The organism is Actinosynnema sp. NPDC053489, from assembly GCF_044544865.1.
Classification (GTDB): Bacteria; Actinomycetota; Actinomycetes; order Mycobacteriales; family Pseudonocardiaceae; genus Actinosynnema.
In genome coordinates, this window is record NZ_JBITXT010000005.1 from 1 (window position 1) to 14,667 (window position 14,667).

At 71.9% G+C, this 14,667-nt stretch carries 16 protein-coding genes; 13 read left to right on the plus strand and 3 right to left on the minus strand.

The window, feature by feature from the left end; all coding sequences use genetic code 11:
- The 3 genes from ACIGNX_RS12340 to treZ form a co-directional block, all read left to right on the plus strand.
- Positions 1–1,233, plus strand: a 1,233-nt coding sequence (locus ACIGNX_RS12340) for a glycogen debranching protein (RefSeq protein WP_396539211.1), incomplete at its 5' end; no start/stop codon positions are given.
- Positions 1,230–3,428: a malto-oligosyltrehalose synthase gene (treY, locus tag ACIGNX_RS12345; RefSeq protein WP_396539213.1), complete on the plus strand. Its 2,199-nt coding sequence runs from the start codon at positions 1,230–1,232 to the stop codon at positions 3,426–3,428. The genes ACIGNX_RS12340 and treY, both read left to right, overlap by 4 nt.
- A complete protein-coding gene (gene treZ, locus ACIGNX_RS12350) occupies positions 3,425–5,152 on the plus strand; it encodes a malto-oligosyltrehalose trehalohydrolase (RefSeq protein ID WP_396539215.1) in 1,728 nt (575 codons plus the stop codon). The genes treY and treZ overlap by 4 nt, the downstream gene beginning before the upstream one ends.
- On the opposite strand, the gene ACIGNX_RS12355 is transcribed toward treZ, so the two are convergent.
- On the minus strand, positions 5,130–5,630 hold the full coding sequence (locus ACIGNX_RS12355) for an ANTAR domain-containing protein (protein ID WP_396539217.1): 501 nt from the start codon (positions 5,628–5,630) through the stop codon (positions 5,130–5,132). The two genes, treZ and ACIGNX_RS12355, sit on opposite strands and share 23 nt — an antisense overlap.
- Before the next feature lie 368 nt (positions 5,631–5,998).
- Between ACIGNX_RS12355 and ACIGNX_RS12360 the strand changes: the two genes are divergently transcribed.
- From ACIGNX_RS12360 to ACIGNX_RS12370, 3 genes are all read left to right on the plus strand, one after another.
- Entirely contained in the window at positions 5,999–6,181 is a 183-nt protein-coding gene (locus ACIGNX_RS12360) for a CsbD family protein (protein ID WP_396539219.1), read from the plus strand.
- Complete coding sequence (locus tag ACIGNX_RS12365) at positions 6,165–6,824, plus strand: UdgX family uracil-DNA binding protein (RefSeq protein ID WP_396539221.1); 660 nt, start codon at positions 6,165–6,167, stop codon at positions 6,822–6,824. Before ACIGNX_RS12360 ends, ACIGNX_RS12365 begins: the two co-directional genes overlap by 17 nt.
- A 326-nt stretch (positions 6,825–7,150) precedes the next feature.
- Entirely contained in the window at positions 7,151–7,879 is a 729-nt protein-coding gene (locus ACIGNX_RS12370; RefSeq protein WP_396539223.1) for an SDR family NAD(P)-dependent oxidoreductase, read from the plus strand.
- Positions 7,880–8,054: 175 nt separating this feature from the next.
- Here the strand turns inward: ACIGNX_RS12370 and ACIGNX_RS12375 are convergent, their stop codons facing one another.
- A complete protein-coding gene (locus tag ACIGNX_RS12375) occupies positions 8,055–8,570 on the minus strand; it encodes a lytic polysaccharide monooxygenase auxiliary activity family 9 protein (RefSeq protein WP_396539225.1) in 516 nt (171 codons plus the stop codon).
- A 976-nt stretch (positions 8,571–9,546) separates the two neighbouring features.
- Here ACIGNX_RS12375 and ACIGNX_RS12380 point away from each other — a divergent pair.
- The 7 genes from ACIGNX_RS12380 to ACIGNX_RS12410 all read left to right on the plus strand — a co-directional run bounded on the left by ACIGNX_RS12380 (position 9,547) and on the right by ACIGNX_RS12410 (position 14,058).
- Positions 9,547–9,990, plus strand: coding sequence for a YbaB/EbfC family nucleoid-associated protein (locus tag ACIGNX_RS12380; protein WP_396539227.1), 444 nt, complete (start codon positions 9,547–9,549; stop codon positions 9,988–9,990).
- 2 nt (positions 9,991–9,992) lie between these two features.
- Positions 9,993–10,310: a hypothetical protein gene (locus tag ACIGNX_RS12385; RefSeq protein ID WP_396539229.1), complete on the plus strand. Its 318-nt coding sequence runs from the start codon at positions 9,993–9,995 to the stop codon at positions 10,308–10,310.
- The gene (locus tag ACIGNX_RS12390; RefSeq protein ID WP_396539230.1) at positions 10,307–11,002 is read left to right on the plus strand and encodes a WXG100 family type VII secretion target; all 696 of its coding nucleotides are present in this window, start codon (positions 10,307–10,309) and stop codon (positions 11,000–11,002) included. The genes ACIGNX_RS12385 and ACIGNX_RS12390 overlap by 4 nt, the downstream gene beginning before the upstream one ends.
- A gap of 6 nt (positions 11,003–11,008) precedes the next feature.
- Complete coding sequence (locus tag ACIGNX_RS12395; RefSeq protein ID WP_396539232.1) at positions 11,009–11,464, plus strand: hypothetical protein; 456 nt, start codon at positions 11,009–11,011, stop codon at positions 11,462–11,464.
- Positions 11,461–11,832, plus strand: a complete 372-nt coding sequence (locus ACIGNX_RS12400) for a hypothetical protein (protein ID WP_396539234.1) — start codon at positions 11,461–11,463, stop codon at positions 11,830–11,832. The genes ACIGNX_RS12395 and ACIGNX_RS12400 overlap by 4 nt, the downstream gene beginning before the upstream one ends.
- Positions 11,833–12,250: 418 nt before the next feature.
- Positions 12,251–12,922, plus strand: a complete 672-nt coding sequence (locus tag ACIGNX_RS12405; protein ID WP_396539236.1) for a response regulator transcription factor — start codon at positions 12,251–12,253, stop codon at positions 12,920–12,922.
- Positions 12,919–14,058, plus strand: a complete 1,140-nt coding sequence (locus tag ACIGNX_RS12410; protein WP_396539238.1) for a sensor histidine kinase — start codon at positions 12,919–12,921, stop codon at positions 14,056–14,058. Before ACIGNX_RS12405 ends, ACIGNX_RS12410 begins: the two co-directional genes overlap by 4 nt.
- Here ACIGNX_RS12410 and ACIGNX_RS12415 read toward each other — a convergent pair.
- A complete protein-coding gene (locus tag ACIGNX_RS12415; RefSeq protein WP_396539240.1) occupies positions 13,990–14,613 on the minus strand; it encodes a hypothetical protein in 624 nt (207 codons plus the stop codon). The genes ACIGNX_RS12410 and ACIGNX_RS12415 overlap by 69 nt on opposite strands.
- Positions 14,614–14,667 lie beyond the last annotated feature (54 nt).

A 14,667-nucleotide genomic window follows, 5' to 3' on the forward strand; every position in this document is an offset into this window, starting at 1 on the left:
GACGACCCGCAGTTCTACATGGACTACACCGGTACCGGGAACTCGTTGAACGTGCGCAGCCCGCACACGTTGCAGCTGATCATGGACTCGTTGCGATACTGGGTGACCGAGATGCGGGTCGACGGGTTCCGGTTCGACCTGGCCGCGACGCTGGCGCGCGAGTTCTACGACGTGGACCGGCTGTCGACGTTCTTCGACCTGGTGCAGCAGGACCCGGTGGTCAGCCAGGTCAAGCTGATCGCCGAGCCGTGGGACGTCGGCCCGGGTGGTTACCAGGTCGGCAACTTCCCGCCGTTGTGGACCGAGTGGAACGGCAAGTACCGCGACACGGTCCGCGACTTCTGGCGCGGCGAGCCCGCCACGCTGGGCGAGTTCGCCTCCCGCATCACCGGCTCCTCCGACCTGTACCAGGACGACGGCCGCCGCCCGTACGCGTCGGTCAACTTCGTCACCGCGCACGACGGGTTCACGCTCAACGACCTGGTGTCGTTCAACGACAAGCACAACCTGGCCAACGGCGAGGACGGCCGCGACGGCGCGGACGACAACCGGTCGTGGAACTGCGGCGTCGAGGGCCCGACCGACGACCCCGAGGTCAACGACCTGCGCGCCCGCCAGCGGCGCAACCTGCTGGCCACGCTGCTGCTGTCGCAGGGCGTCCCCATGTTGCTGCACGGCGACGAGCTGGGCCGCTCGCAGGAGGGCAACAACAACGCCTACTGCCAGGACAACGCGCTGTCCTGGGTCGACTGGACGTTGCTGGAGAAGAACCGCGACCTGCTGGAGTTCACCGCGGCGCTGACGGACTTCCGCAGGCGGCACCCCGTGCTGCGGCGGCGCCGGTTCTTCCAGGGCAAGCCGATCCGCAAGGGCGACGAGCTCCGGGACATCGCCTGGTTCACCCCGTCGGGCGAAGAGATGACGGAGCAGAACTGGGGCGACGACTTCGGCCGCTGCGTCGTGGTGTTCCTCAACGGCGAGGGCATCCCGGACCTGGACCAGCGCGGCATGCGGGTGCTGGACGACTCGTTCCTGCTCGCGTTCAACGCCCACCACGAGGACATCGAGGTCACCCTCCCCGAAGAGGGTTACGGTCCGCAGTGGACGGTCGTGATCGACACCGCGACGGGTGAAGTGAAATCACCCGATCAGGGTGAAGTGGTTCCCGCGGGCGGCAAGCTGACGCTGGTCGCGCGTTCCCTCGTGGTGCTGCAGCGATTGGAGCAGGAGTGACCGGCACGCCCGGCGGACCGCCCTCGTCCACCTACCGCATCCAGTTCACGCCCGGGTTCACCTTCGCCGACGCCGAGGCCGCGGTCGACTACCTCGACGCGCTGGGCGTCGGCGCGCTCTACGCCTCGCCGGTGCTGGAGGCGGTGCCCGGCTCCACCCACGGCTACGACGTGGTCGACCCGACCCGCGCCCGGGAGGAGCTGGGCGGAGAGGCCGGCCGGGTGGCGCTGCACAAGGCGCTCCGCACCGCGGGACTCGGCTTCGTGCTCGACATCGTGCCCAACCACATGGCCGTCGGACCCGACGACGTCAACAAGTGGTGGTGGGACGTGCTCCGGCACGGGCGCGCGTCGCGGTACGCCGACTACTTCGACATCGACTGGGACTCCGGACCGCTGCTGCTGCCGTTCGCGGGCGAAGAGGACTCCGAGGAGGAGCACGAGCACTACCGGCTGGCGTTCTGGCGGCGCGGCAACACCGAGCTGAACTACCGGCGGTTCTTCGACATCACCACGCTGGCCGCGGTGCGCGTCGAGGACCCGGAGGTGTTCGACGCCACCCACGACGAGGTGCTGCGCTGGGTCGCCGCGGGCGAGGTCACCGGGCTGCGGGTCGACCACCCCGACGGCCTGGCCGACCCCGGCGGCTACGTCCGGCGGCTGCGCGAGCGCTCCGGCGTGTGGCTGGTCGTGGAGAAGATCCTGGGCGCGGACGAGCGGCTGCCCGCGAGCTGGCCCGTCGACGGCACCACGGGCTACGACGCGTTGCGCGAGGTGTGCGGGCTGTTCGTGGACCCGGCGGGCGAGGCGGCGTTCACCGCGCTGGCCGGCGAGCTGGGCGCGCCCACCGACTTCGCCGCCGTGGAGCACGAGTCCCGCGAGCTGGTGACCCGGTCGCTGCTGCGCGCCGAGGTGCGCCGGATCGCGGCCCTGGTCCGCGACGCCGACCCCGACGAGGCCGAGCGGGCCGTCGCCGAGGTCATGGTGAACTTCCCGGTCTACCGCTCCTACCTGCCCGAGGGCCTCGACGCGTGGGAGGCCGCGGTGACGGCGGCCACCTCGCCCGCGGCCGCGGCGCTGGACCGGCAGGTGCGGGCCGAGCCCGAGGGCGAGCTGGCCACCCGCATCCAGCAGACGTCGGGCATGGTCGTCGCCAAGGGCACCGAGGACACCGCGTTCTACCGGTACACCCGGTTCGTGGCGCTCAACGAGGTCGGCGGGGCACCGGACCGGTTCGGCGTGCCGCCCGAGGAGTTCCACGGGCGCGCGGCGGCCCGCGAGGCGGGCTCGCCGGCGGCGATGACCACGTTGTCGACGCACGACACCAAGCGGTCCGAGGACGTGCGGGCCCGGCTGGCGGTGCTCGCCGAGGTGCCCGAGGAGTTCGCCGAGGCGGTGCGCCGGTGGACCGCCGCGCACCCCATCGACGAGCCGTCGCTGAACCTGCTCGCGTGGCAGTCCCTGGTCGGCGCGTGGCCGATCACGCCCGAGCGGATGCGCGACTACCTGGACAAGGCGGCCAAGGAGTCGAAGGTCCGCACCACGTGGACCGACCACGACGAGGCGTTCGAGGCGGCCGTGGCGGCGTGGCCGGAGCAGGTGCTGTCCGGTCCCGTGGCGGCCGAGGTGGCGTCGTTCGTGGAGCGGATCGTCGCGGCGGGCTGGTCCAACGCCCTCGGCCAGAAGCTCGTGCAGCTCACCGCGCCCGGCGTGCCGGACGTGTACCAGGGCACCGAGCTGTGGGACCTCTCGCTGGTCGACCCGGACAACCGGCGACCGGTCGACTACGACGTGCGGCGGCGGCTGCTGGCGCGGATCGAGGACGGCTGGCTGCCCGACGTGGACGACTCGGGCGCGGCCAAGCTGCTCGTCGTGCAGCGCGCGCTGCGGCTGCGCCGGGAACGGCCCGAGCTGTTCCGCGGCTACCGGCCGCTGGAGGCGTCCGGGCGGGCGGCACGGCACGTGGTCGCGTTCGAGCGCGACGGCCTGGTCGCGGTGGCGACCCGGCTGCCGGTGGGCCTGGCCGACGCGGGCGGCTGGGGTGACACGGTGCTGCCGCTGCCGCCGGGGGAGTGGACCGACGTGCTCACGTCCCGACCCGCGGACGGGCGGCTGGACGCCATGCTGTCCCGCTACCCGGTGGCACTGCTGGTCGACGCCCGGCGGAGCCGGCGATCGGACGTGGGGGAGTCGTGAGCTTCTCGGTGTGGGCACCGGCGCACGAGCGCGTCCGGGTGCGGGTCGACGGCCGCGACCACGAGATGACGGCCGGCGCCGACGGGTGGTGGCACTCCGGCGCCACGGGGACCGACTACGGGTTCCTGCTCGGCGACTCCGACGAGGTGCTGCCCGACCCGCGGTCGCGGTGGCAGCCGAACGGCGTGCACGCGGAGTCCCGCGCGTACGACCACTCGGCGTTCGAGTGGACCGACCGGGCGTGGACCGGACGCGCCCTGCCCGGCGCGGTGCTCTACGAGCTGCACGTCGGCACGTTCACGCCCGCGGGCACGTTCGACGGCGCGGTGGAGCGGCTGGACCACCTGGTGGACCTCGGCGTCACGCACGTCGAGGTGCTGCCGGTGAACTCGTTCGACGGCACCGCGGGCTGGGGCTACGACGGCGTGCTGTGGGGCGCGGTGCACGAGCCGTACGGCGGGCCCGACGGGTTCAAGCGGTTCGTGGACGCCTGCCACGCGCGCGGGCTGGCCGTGGTGCTGGACGTGGTCTACAACCACCTCGGGCCCTCCGGGGCGTACCTCGACCGGTTCGGGCCGTACTTCGCGGGCAGCAACGACTGGGGCCCGGGCCTCAACCTGGACGGCGAGGGCGCCGACGAGGTGCGCCGGTACGTCATCGACAACGCCCTGGGCTGGCTGCGCGACTTCCACGTCGACGGCCTGCGGCTCGACGCCGTGCACGCCCTCGTGGACCGCAGCGCGCTGCACGTGCTGGAGCAGCTCGCGGTCGAGGTGGACGCGTTGTCGGCGGCCGTGGGCCGGCCGCTGACGCTGATCGCCGAGTCGGACCTCAACGACGCCCGCCTGGTCACCGCCCGGGAGGGTGGCGGCTACGGCCTGCACGCCCAGTGGGACGACGACCTGCACCACGCGCTGCACGTGGCGTTGAGCGGGGAGACGTTCGGCTACTACCCGGACTTCGAGGGCGCGCTGGGCCGGACCCTGCGCGAGGTGTTCTTCCACGCGGGCACCTGGTCGTCGTTCCGGGGCCGCAGCCACGGCCGGCCGGTGGACCGCGACCGGCTGCCCGGCTACCGGTTCCTCGCCTACCTGCAGAACCACGACCAGGTCGGCAACCGCGCGACCGGCGACCGGCTGACCGCGACGGTGCCGTGGCAGCGGCAGGCGGTGGGCGCGGCGATCGTGCTCAGCTCCCCGTACACGCCGATGGTCTTCATGGGCGAGGAGTGGGCGGCGAGCACGCCGTGGCAGTTCTTCGCGTCGTTCCCGGACCCGGAACTGGCCGAGGCGGTGCGCACGGGCAGGCGGCGGGAGTTCGGCCGGCACGGGTGGGGCGAGTCGGAGGTGCCCGACCCGATCGACCCGGAGACGGTGCGGCGGTCGACGCTGCGCTGGGACGAGGTGACCGAGCCCGGTCACCGGGAGCTGCTGGACGTCTACCGGGCGTTGATCGCGCTGCGCCGGTCGCGGCCGGAGCTCGCGGACCCGCGGCTGGACCGGTTCGTCGTGCGCGAGGAGGGCCGGGTGCTCGTGCTGCACCGGGGCGACCTGCGGGTGGTGTGCAACCTCGGGGAGGACGCCGAGGTGCGGCTGGACGTCGAGGTCGGCGAGGTGCTGCTCGCTTCCCCGGACGTGAAGGTGGACGGGCAGGCGGTGCACCTGCCCGCCGACACCTTCGCGATCGTCGACCGCGCGGCGGTCACGCCCGCTCGTCCGGCGTGAGCCACCCGACCTCGGTGAGCTTCTCGGCGAGCATCCGGCCGGCCAGCTCCACCTGGTCGGCGAGCTGCCTTCGCACCTCCGGCCGGTCGTCGTCGGAGTACCTCGCGGCGTCGTAGGCGGCGACCAGCCCGCGCGCCGCGTTGACCACCTCCACCCCCGGCCACTCGGCGACGGGCATCGGGTCGTCGAGTGGTTCGGAGGAGGTGTGGACGGCGCGCACGGCCTGCCGCGGCCCCAGCTCGGTGGAGAGGTCGAGCAGCTTCAACGCGATCGTGTGCAGCTTCACGTTGTGGTGCTGCGACATCCGGACGAGCAGCTGGAAGCCCTCCTGGGGCGTGCAGCCCTGCACGGCGGATATCAGGCCGGTGGCCTGCCCGATCACGGTGCGCGTCTGCACCGCCTTGCGCAGTCCCACGATCTCGGCCTCAAGGCTGGCGATCCGCGCGGTCAGCGAATCGTGCCCGTTGTCCCCGACCACGGTCGGGCTCCTCTCTCGCACGTCGGTACCGGTCAGCCAGGCCAGCAGTGCGAGAGCGTCAGGACACGCGGGTGCCAGCACCGGCAAGCCCACAGCTCTCGCTGACCCTGGTGCCCTTGCGGGTGCCGGGTGGCTTGCGGCTGGCTTTTCAACCGCGTAGACGATCACCGTAGTAGAGGACGGGTCCTCCGGTGCAACTGGAGGGTGCTTCCGCGTGGCGCGAGCAGCCAGAACTCGTCGCCCGCCGCGGCCGCGCACCGCCGGCGGACCGACCCGCCCGGCCGCGCGGACGGGTGCGCGGTGTTTCCGCCGTATGCCCCACGGGTACCTGATGGGTGACGGAGAAGCGCCCTACGAGAGGAACGGTCATGGGGACTGACGACAAGCTCAACAACAAGGCCGAGGAGCTCAAGGGCAAGGCGAAGGCCGCCGTCGGTGACGCCACCGACAACGAGCAGTGGCAGGCCGAGGGCCGCGCCGAGCAGGCGAAGGGGTCGTTGAAGCAGGCGGGGGAGAAGGTCAAGGACGCCTTCCGTGGCGACGACCACTGACAAGACCAGCGCCGCCGAGTTCGTGCCCGAGGGTGCGGACTTGGCGGCGCTTCGCCGTGCGGCCGCGGGGTGCCGCGGCTGCCACCTGTACGAACCGGCCACGCAGACCGTGTTCGGCACGGGGCCGGAGGACGCCAGGGTGGTGCTCGTCGGCGAGCAGCCCGGCGACGTGGAGGACCGGCAGGGCGAGCCGTTCGTCGGGCCCGCCGGCCGGCTGCTGGACAAGGCGCTGGACGAGGCCGACCTGGCCCGTGAGGGCGTCTACCTGACCAACGCGGTCAAGCACTTCAAGTTCGTCCCCGCCGAGCGCGGCAAGCGGCGCATCCACAAGACGCCGGCGCGCGGCGAGGTCGTGGCCTGCCTGCCGTGGCTGCGGGCGGAACTCGGGCGGGTGCGCCCCGACCTGGTGGTGTGCCTGGGCGCGACGGCCGCGAAGGCCGTGCTGGGCACCGGGTTCAAGGTCACCGAACGCCGCGGCCAGGTCGAGCGCGGCGAGGACTACGACGTCATCGCGACCGTGCACCCCTCGGCGGTGCTGCGCGCTCCCGACCGCGACGAGGCATACCGGGGTTTCCTGGCCGATCTGAAGGCCGTGCGCGCCCACCTGGGCCGACCTTCCCCGGAACGTAGAACGGCCCCCTGACCGCTTCCCGCACGGGGTGCGGGCCGAGCTGGACTGGGCTCGGGGTCACGGGGGCCGGGTGGCTGCCTGGGATTCGCCCAGACCACCTGGAAAGGCCGGTCCTAGCGGACAGCCACCTCACGCAGAGTCCTACAGCCGTTCAACTTCGGACCACCTCCTTCCTCGTGTACCACGAACCTATGCGAGGCCGACCTCCCCTCGCAACGCGATTTACGCCATGGCCGGGGTGCGCGGCAGGGGAGTGACGCTGGTCACAACCCGGCGTGCGAGAGGCAGCCGTCCGATTCCCGCCGGACCGGAATCCGCCGGGGCGGCAGGCTCGCGGCATGGCATTCGACGGCAAGGTCGCCCTGGTCACGGGCGGCAGCAGGGGCATCGGCGCGGCGATCGCGGTGCGGTTGGCGGAGCTGGGCGCGGACGTGGCGATCACCCACCGCAACGGCGCGGGTGACGTGGTGGACCGGGTGGAGGCGCTGGGGCGGCGGGTCGTGGCCGTGCGGGCGGACAGCGGTGACGCGGAGGCGGTGACCGCGGCGGTGGAGGAGGTCGTGGCCGCGCTCGGGCGGTTGGACGTGCTGGTGAACAACGCGGGCGAGTTCATCGTGGGGCCGGTGGAGGAGCTGGGCGCGGCGGAGTTCGACCGGACCTTCGACGTGAACGTGCGGGCGGCGTTCCTGGCGGTGAAGGCGGCGCTGCCGCACCTCGGACCCGGCGGGCGGGTGATCGGCATCGGCAGCAACGTGGCCGAGCGGGCGGTGTTCCCCGGGTTCTCGCTGTACTCGGCGTCGAAGGCGGCGCTGGTCGGGTTGACGAAGGCGTTGGCGCGGGAGCTGGGGCCGCGGGGGATCACGGTGAACCTCGTGCACCCCGGTGCGACGGCGACCGACTCGAACCCGGCCGACGGCGAGGGCGCGGACGTCGTGCGCGGCTTCACGGCGCTGGGGCGTTACGCGGAGCCGGCGGAGATCGCGGCGGCGGTGGCGTTCCTGGCGTCCGACGAGGCCCGCTACGTGACGGGGGCCCAGTTGCACGCCGACGGCGGCTTCACCGCCTGACCCGCCTCCGCGAGAGTCCTACCTCCAGACGGCGAGAGTCCTACGTCCAGGACACCCGAGTTCAACGCTCGGCACGCGGGCAGGCGGGCCTGAGCGTTGAACTCGGGGTGCGTGAACGTAGGACTCTCGCGTCGTGGACGTAGGACTCTCGCGTGCTGGAGGTAGGACTCTCGAGTTAGCCGGCGTTCACGTCGACGCAGGCGTAGAAGGCGTTTGAGGTGTCGCTGATGTTCCAGATGGCGAGCACGGTCTGGCGGCCGGACGCGCCCAGGTTCACGGTGTGCGACAGGGTGGACGGCGGCTGCTGGTTGTTGCCGGCGAAGTAGCCGACCCGCCTGCCGCCGACGTAGTACTCGTAGCTGGCGGTGGCGTGCCGCGCGGTGAACGTCCAGTTGAACGTCACCGTCTGGCCGGTGCTCGCGACCTTCCAGCCCTTGTTGTCGTCGTTCAGCTCGGCGAACCGCGCGACGCCGCCGTTGCAGCTGCGCAGCCCCTTCGGGCCCTCGACGCTCTGCGGCTCGTACTTGATGTCACCGCACGGCACCAAGCCGCGGGCGCACTGCGCCTGACGGCTGGGCGGTGACGAGATGTACCCGTGCGCGAACGCGGGCACCGAAGGCAGGGCGACCGTCACGAGCGGTGCGGCGAGCACGCCGGCCGCCACCGCGGCGATCCTTCGGCGGAGTGACATGTGGACTCCTCTGATCGGATGGGCGGAAACGCTTGTGGCGAACGCCAACCCGAGTGCGCCGGGTGGAGCGTTCACCCAAACGCGGCGGCAGGTCTAGACCATACTCTGTGTGACCGGCCTGTGACAACACCCGCGCCGGTCCTGCCCTGTACGGCTGTCCTGTTCGGGTGGACCTTGCGGGGTTCGCACCCAGTGGCTCGTCACGCGGCCTCGGTCGGGTAATGGGTCCAGGTGCGGATGGGTGAGTCGGTGGCGAAAGCCGGTCTTGGGTCGGGCTCGGGCGTTGCGCCAGCGGATGGACGAGGCGATGGCGGCGTTCTGCGCGGCGTGGCCGCGGTGGTCGGTGCCGTTGAGGGCGAAGTGGCGCAGGGCTGCGAACTCGGCCGCGGTCCGGTTCAGCCGGCTGGAGCGGGTCGGCAGGAACACCGGCTCGGTGTCGTGGTCGGCGGCCCGGTCGCGGATTCACCGATCGTCCGACTCCGCCCGCCGCTCCACCGCGGGTCCAGCGCCGCGAACCCCGCCCGTTGAACGCGTGGGTCCGTGGGGCACACCCGCACGTACTCCTCGCTCACCCGCGTCAACGAGGTGATGACCCAGACGGCCTGGCCCTGATCCGACATCAGGACCACGATCGCCCGCCTCGACCGCACCCGGTCCTTCGAGGTCCTGGCGATCCGCTGGACCTTCCGACCTTCCTCCATCGATAACGGCCTCGCGAACACGCTCGGACGACGAGCCACGACCACCTCGCGCACCCGGCGCACGGAACCAGCCTCGCCGATCAGCCCAACCGATCGACTACCGGGCCAACCCTCCGGGACGCGCCACTGGGGACCGGGACACAGGCGAGGTGGGAACGGCAGGCGGCGGAGGGAGCGGATACCCGTTTCAGGTGAATGTCCACGTTCCCCACGACCGCGGCCAGTCCCGCTCCTACCCTCGGTCCGGCTGACGCGACACGAGACAGGAGAGCGACGTGGCGGGAGGCATCCTCGATCCGGACGGCGCACGCGACCGTCTCGAGGCATGGAAGGGGCGCATCGACAAACTCGCCGCCGACACGCAGGTGATGAGCGAGCGTTTCCAGAACGTGCGGGTCACCGTGAACGATCAGAACGGGCTCGCTCAAGTGACGGTCGACTCGACCGGTGTGATGGTGGACCTGCGACTCACCGACCGGATCCACCGGGTCCCTCCGGGCGAGGTGGCGCGGGCAATCCTGGCGACGCTGAGTCAGGCGCGGGGCGAGCTGGCCGACCGGTCGCGGGAGATCATCGCGAACACGGTGGGCGACTCGCCGGCAGCGCGGGCCATCGCCGAGCGGGTCGGCAACCAGCTGCGCGGCAGTGGAAGTGCCCGCGTGGCCCCACAAGATGAAGACGACGGCAACGACTCGCGCACCTACCTCAGGGGGCGGTGACCATGACGTTCCAGGTCGATGTCGAGCAGTTGCGCGCCCACGCGGCGAACGTCGCCAAGATCCAGGCGCGGTTCGCCGCGGTGAAAGCCGCGAGCGCGCACATCACGCAGGATGGCCAGGCTTACGGGGTGTTGTGCGAGTGGATCTCCGGGGTGCTGGAAGGCAGGCACGCGGAGCAGGACGAGCTGATCGCCTACCAGGAGGAGACGCTCGACATCGTCGTGAAGACGCTGCTGGTCAGCTCGGACGACTACGAGACCGTCGACGCGGACAACGCGGGACTCGTGCGCGCGGCGGCGGGCGGGGGAGGGCCCTCATGACCGATCTGGTGGCTCCTGTCGGGTCGTCCCGCGAGGTGTGGACCGGCTCTGGTGTCGCCGACAGCATCGAAGGGCTCGTGGATGCCATCAAGGCGGACGGCTGGGTCGACGACCTGCTGGCCGGGACGGGTGCGGCCGTGGAGGTCGTCGCCTTCGCGCTCGACCCGATCAACGGCTTGCTGTCCAACGGGCTCGGCTGGGCGATCGAGTACTTCGAGCCGTTGCGGGAAATGCTCGACGAGCTCACCGGCAAGCCGGACATCGTCAGGTCGCACGCGACGACCTGGGAGAACATGGCCAAAGAGCTCTACAGCATGTCCGAGGACCTCAAGTCGTGCGTCGAGGCGGACATCCCTGGCTGGCACGGCGCGGCGGCGGACGCCTACCAGGCCAAGATGGCGAAGAACGTCGAGGCCATCGGCGCGCTGGGAGCGATCTCCGCGGCGATGGCCGTGGCCACCGAGGGTGCGGGCAACCTGGTGGAGATGACCCGCGAGATCGTCCGAGACCTGATCGCCGACCTGGTGTCCAGGGTGATCGTGTGGGCGGTCGAGGCGATCTTCGTCGTGACGATCCCGGTCATCGCCTCGCAGATCGTCGCGGCCGTGGTCAAGTGGGCAGGCCGCATCCTCACCTACACGATGGCGCTAATCAACAGCCTGACCAACCTGACGAAGCTCTTGAACGGGTAGGCGGCCATGCGCACACTGCTGCTCCTGTTGTCGCTCGTGCGGTTCGCGCTGCACAAGAAGCCACCCAGACCCGGCCCTCCTCCCGGCGGGCCTCGGAAACCGGGCAGACCGTCGCAGCAGCAAGGGTCCGTCGACGCGGGCGCAGGCCTGACCAGCGCCCAGCGAGCTGCGCGCGGCCTGGAGCAGGAGGCCAGACCCACGGGCGTGACCTCCGACCGCGACGTGCACGGCCGGATGCGCACGGGCCAGCGCGAGGTAGACGTGGATCACGTGTGGCAGAACGGCGAAATGTACATTCAGGGCGACGGGCAGATCGTCAAGGTCCTCCCCAACGGCGACGGCAAGACCTACTCGGTCGTCGTCAGGGACATGTCCAACCCGTCCGGCGCGCCGACCACCGTGCTCGACGCGCTGACCGAGAGCCAGTTGCAGAGCCGCATCGATCGTGGGTGGTGGGAATGACCTTGCCCCAGCAGGCGACCAGGGCGACGGTCGGCGAGGTGTGGCAGGCCGTGGTCGACGGCACCCTCAGCAGGGACGAGGCCCACCGTTGGGCGGCTCGTTGGATCGAGGCCGAAGACGCGGAGGACCTCGATCGGATGGTGTTGTCGGCGTTGCAGCGGTTGCACGGGTTCGACCTGGTGTGGACGGACGTGGCGCGGACCACCGTTCGGCACGGGGGTTCCGAGGTTTACGTGCACTCGGCGGGTGATGTCCGGCAGGCGCTCACGGCCTGGCAGGACGACTGTCGCAGCTACGACGCGGATCCCGTCGGGTACGTCCGGCGCAAGAAAGCCGCGGCCCGCGCCGCTGCTCGGAGTGAGCGTTAGCACTGTCCGACGATCGGTCGCGGAAAGAGCGGAGGTGGGGGGCGAGACCCCTCGTCCCCGACAGGGGTCCGTCTTGTGTTCCGCACTCGACGTGGCTCCTCACATGCCGCTGCCCGGCCGGCTCGATGCTGTCCTACCCGATGGGGCCCGGCCACCCGCTCGGTGACCAGCCCGACGATTCCCTCTGCCTCGGTTCGGCGGCACGACGCCAACGCGGCGTTCACGCGCCCGCAGCGCACTGGAGCGGGGGCGACCGATCGACGGCGTCGGACAGCCGCGTCGATTCACCCGCGCATGAGAGTTGCTCATCCGCCGGCCGTTGTCGCTTCGGCCCGATTCCCCGATCGAGTGACTGCGATGGTACGGACGGGGCGGCCCGCATACGGGGGCGATATGCCCTCGCGCCTAGCCTGCGGGCATGCGCGTGCTGATCGTGGAGGACGAGCCCTACCTGGCCGAGGCCGTCCGCGACGGGCTGCGGCTGGAGGCGATCGCCGCGGACGTCGCCGGCGACGGGGACACCGCCCTCGAACTGCTCCGGGTCAACTCCTACGACCTCGCGGTCCTCGACCGGGACATCCCGGAACCGTCCGGGGACGAGGTGGCCCGGCGCATCGTCGCCTCCGGCAGCGGCACGCCGATCCTCATGCTCACCGCCGCCGACCGGATCGACGACAAGGCCTCCGGGTTCGAACTGGGTGCGGACGACTACCTCACCAAGCCGTTCGAGCTGCGGGAGCTCGTCCTGCGGCTGCGGGCGCTGGACCGCAGGCGCGCGTACGCCCGCCCGCCCGTGCGGGAGCTGGCGGGCCTGCGGCTGGACCCGTTCCGCCGGGAGGTCTTCCGCGACGGCCGCTACGTCGCCCTGACCCGCAAGCAGTTCGCCGTGCTCGAAGTCCTCGTCGCGGCCGAAGGTGGTGTCGTCAGCGCGGAGGAGCTGCTGGAGCGGGCGTGGGACGAGAACGCCGACCCGTTCACCAACGCCGTCCGCATCACCGTCTCCGCCCTGCGCAAGCGGTTGGGCGAACCCTGGCTCATCGCGACCGTCCCCGGCGTCGGCTACCGGATCGACACCGGGGACCCCCGGTGAACCGGGGCACGGGGCTCAGCGCCCGGACGAAGCTCGCCATCAGCTACGCGGGGTTCCTCTTCATCACCGGCACGCTGCTGCTGGCACTGGTGTGGGTGTACCTGCTGCGCTACGTCCCGGACATCGACAAGGGCCTCCTGGGCATCGCGCCGAACCGCTACCTCCTCGTGCGCATCTTCTTCCCCCGCGCGCTGCTGGCGCTGGCGTTCTTGCTGGTCTTCGGCCTGGTGGGCGGCTGGGTGCTGGCGGGCCGGATGCTCGCGCCGCTCAACCGGATCGGTGACGCGGCCCGGCTCGCCGCCCGGGGCTCGCTCTCCCACCGGGTCCGCCTGGAGGGCCCGCGGGACGAGTTCCGCGAACTCGCCGACGTGTTCGACACCATGCTCGAACAACTCGAGTCCCACGTCGCCGAACAGCGCCGGTTCGCCGCGAACGCCTCCCACGAGCTGCGCACCCCGCTGGCGATCACGCAGACCCTCCTCGACGTCGCCCGCACCGACCCGGGGCGCGACCCGGTCGAGCTGATCGACCGCCTCCGAACCGTCAACAAGCGCGCGATCGACCTCACCGAGGCGCTCCTGCTGCTCAGCCGCGGCGACCGCCGGAACTTCACCCGCGAGCGGGTCGACCTCTCCCTGGTCGCCGAGGAAGCCGCCGAGACCCTGCTGCCGTTCGCCGAGCGGCGCGGGATCACGCTCGACGTCACCGGCGGGACGGCGCGGACCACCGGCAACGCGGCCCTGCTCCTGCGGGTGGTCACGAACCTCGTCCAGAACGCCATCGTCCACAACCTCCCCACCGGCGGCACGGTCACGGTCCACACCGAATCGCGCGACGACGTGAGCGTGCTGCGGGTGAAGAACACCGGTGACCCGCTCCCGCCGGAACTGGTGCCGACGCTCACCGAGCCGTTCCAGCGGGGCACCGACCGGACCCGCGCCGAGGGCCACGCCGGCGTCGGCCTCGGACTGGCCATCGTGAACAGCATCGTCCGCGCGCACGACGGGACGCTCACCCTCACCCCGCGCCCCTCCGGCGGTCTCCTCGCCACGATCCGGCTGCCGGGGTCAGCCGCGGAACGCGCGCTCGACGTGGGCGCGCAGCTCGCCGGGGTCCAGGACGGTCGTCAGCGGTGAGGCGGCGATCGCGGTCGAGCGCTCGTCGGCGCGCGCGGCGATGGCGTCCGCCGTGCGCCCCGTGCCGCGCAGCACGGCCAGCGGTCGGCGCCGGGCCAGGCTCTGCTCGGCGTCGTCGAACGTGATCCGCCCGCCGTTGACGACCACGGTCAGCGACGGCCGCGAGCCCGCGACCAGGCCCGCCACGTCGGCCACCCACGGCACCTCGTCACCCCACGCGTCACCGGGCACGAGGACGAGGAGGGTGTGGTTCGGCTCGAACGCGTCCAGCTCCACGGCCACCTGCGCGGCCACGCCGATCAACGGGAACGCGCCGCCGGCCGCCGCGCGCGCCAGGCCGACGGCCCGCACCACGCCGGCGTCCGTGCCGCCGTCGACCACCACCGCCCCGCACTCGTCCAGCAGGGGCACGAGGTCGCGCAGCACCTCCGCCACCGCCCGCACGTCGCCCGCCGCCATCCCGTCCGCCCCGCCGACCACCACCAGCACCGGTCGCCCGACCGGCAACCCGGCGCGGCCCAACGCGGCCCTCGACGTGACCCGAACCCTGTCCACGACCGGCGACGGTACCCGCGGCAACCGCGTCCTCGGCGCGTCCGGGCGCGGTAC

Bases quoted from the DNA above. Each gene is read 5' to 3' on its own strand.
- ACIGNX_RS12360 (WP_396539219.1), top strand. From the start codon at position 5,999: ATGGGGACTGACGACAAGCTCAACAACAAGGCCGAGGAGCTCAAGGGC.
- ACIGNX_RS12370 (WP_396539223.1), top strand. From the start codon at position 7,151: ATGGCATTCGACGGCAAGGTCGCCCTGGTCACGGGCGGCAGCAGGGGC.
- ACIGNX_RS12375 (WP_396539225.1), bottom strand. From the start codon at position 8,570: ATGTCACTCCGCCGAAGGATCGCCGCGGTGGCGGCCGGCGTGCTCGCC.
- ACIGNX_RS12385 (WP_396539229.1), top strand. From the start codon at position 9,993: ATGACGTTCCAGGTCGATGTCGAGCAGTTGCGCGCCCACGCGGCGAAC.
- ACIGNX_RS12390 (WP_396539230.1), top strand. From the start codon at position 10,307: ATGACCGATCTGGTGGCTCCTGTCGGGTCGTCCCGCGAGGTGTGGACC.
- ACIGNX_RS12395 (WP_396539232.1), top strand. From the start codon at position 11,009: ATGCGCACACTGCTGCTCCTGTTGTCGCTCGTGCGGTTCGCGCTGCAC.
- ACIGNX_RS12400 (WP_396539234.1), top strand. From the start codon at position 11,461: ATGACCTTGCCCCAGCAGGCGACCAGGGCGACGGTCGGCGAGGTGTGG.
- ACIGNX_RS12405 (WP_396539236.1), top strand. From the start codon at position 12,251: ATGCGCGTGCTGATCGTGGAGGACGAGCCCTACCTGGCCGAGGCCGTC.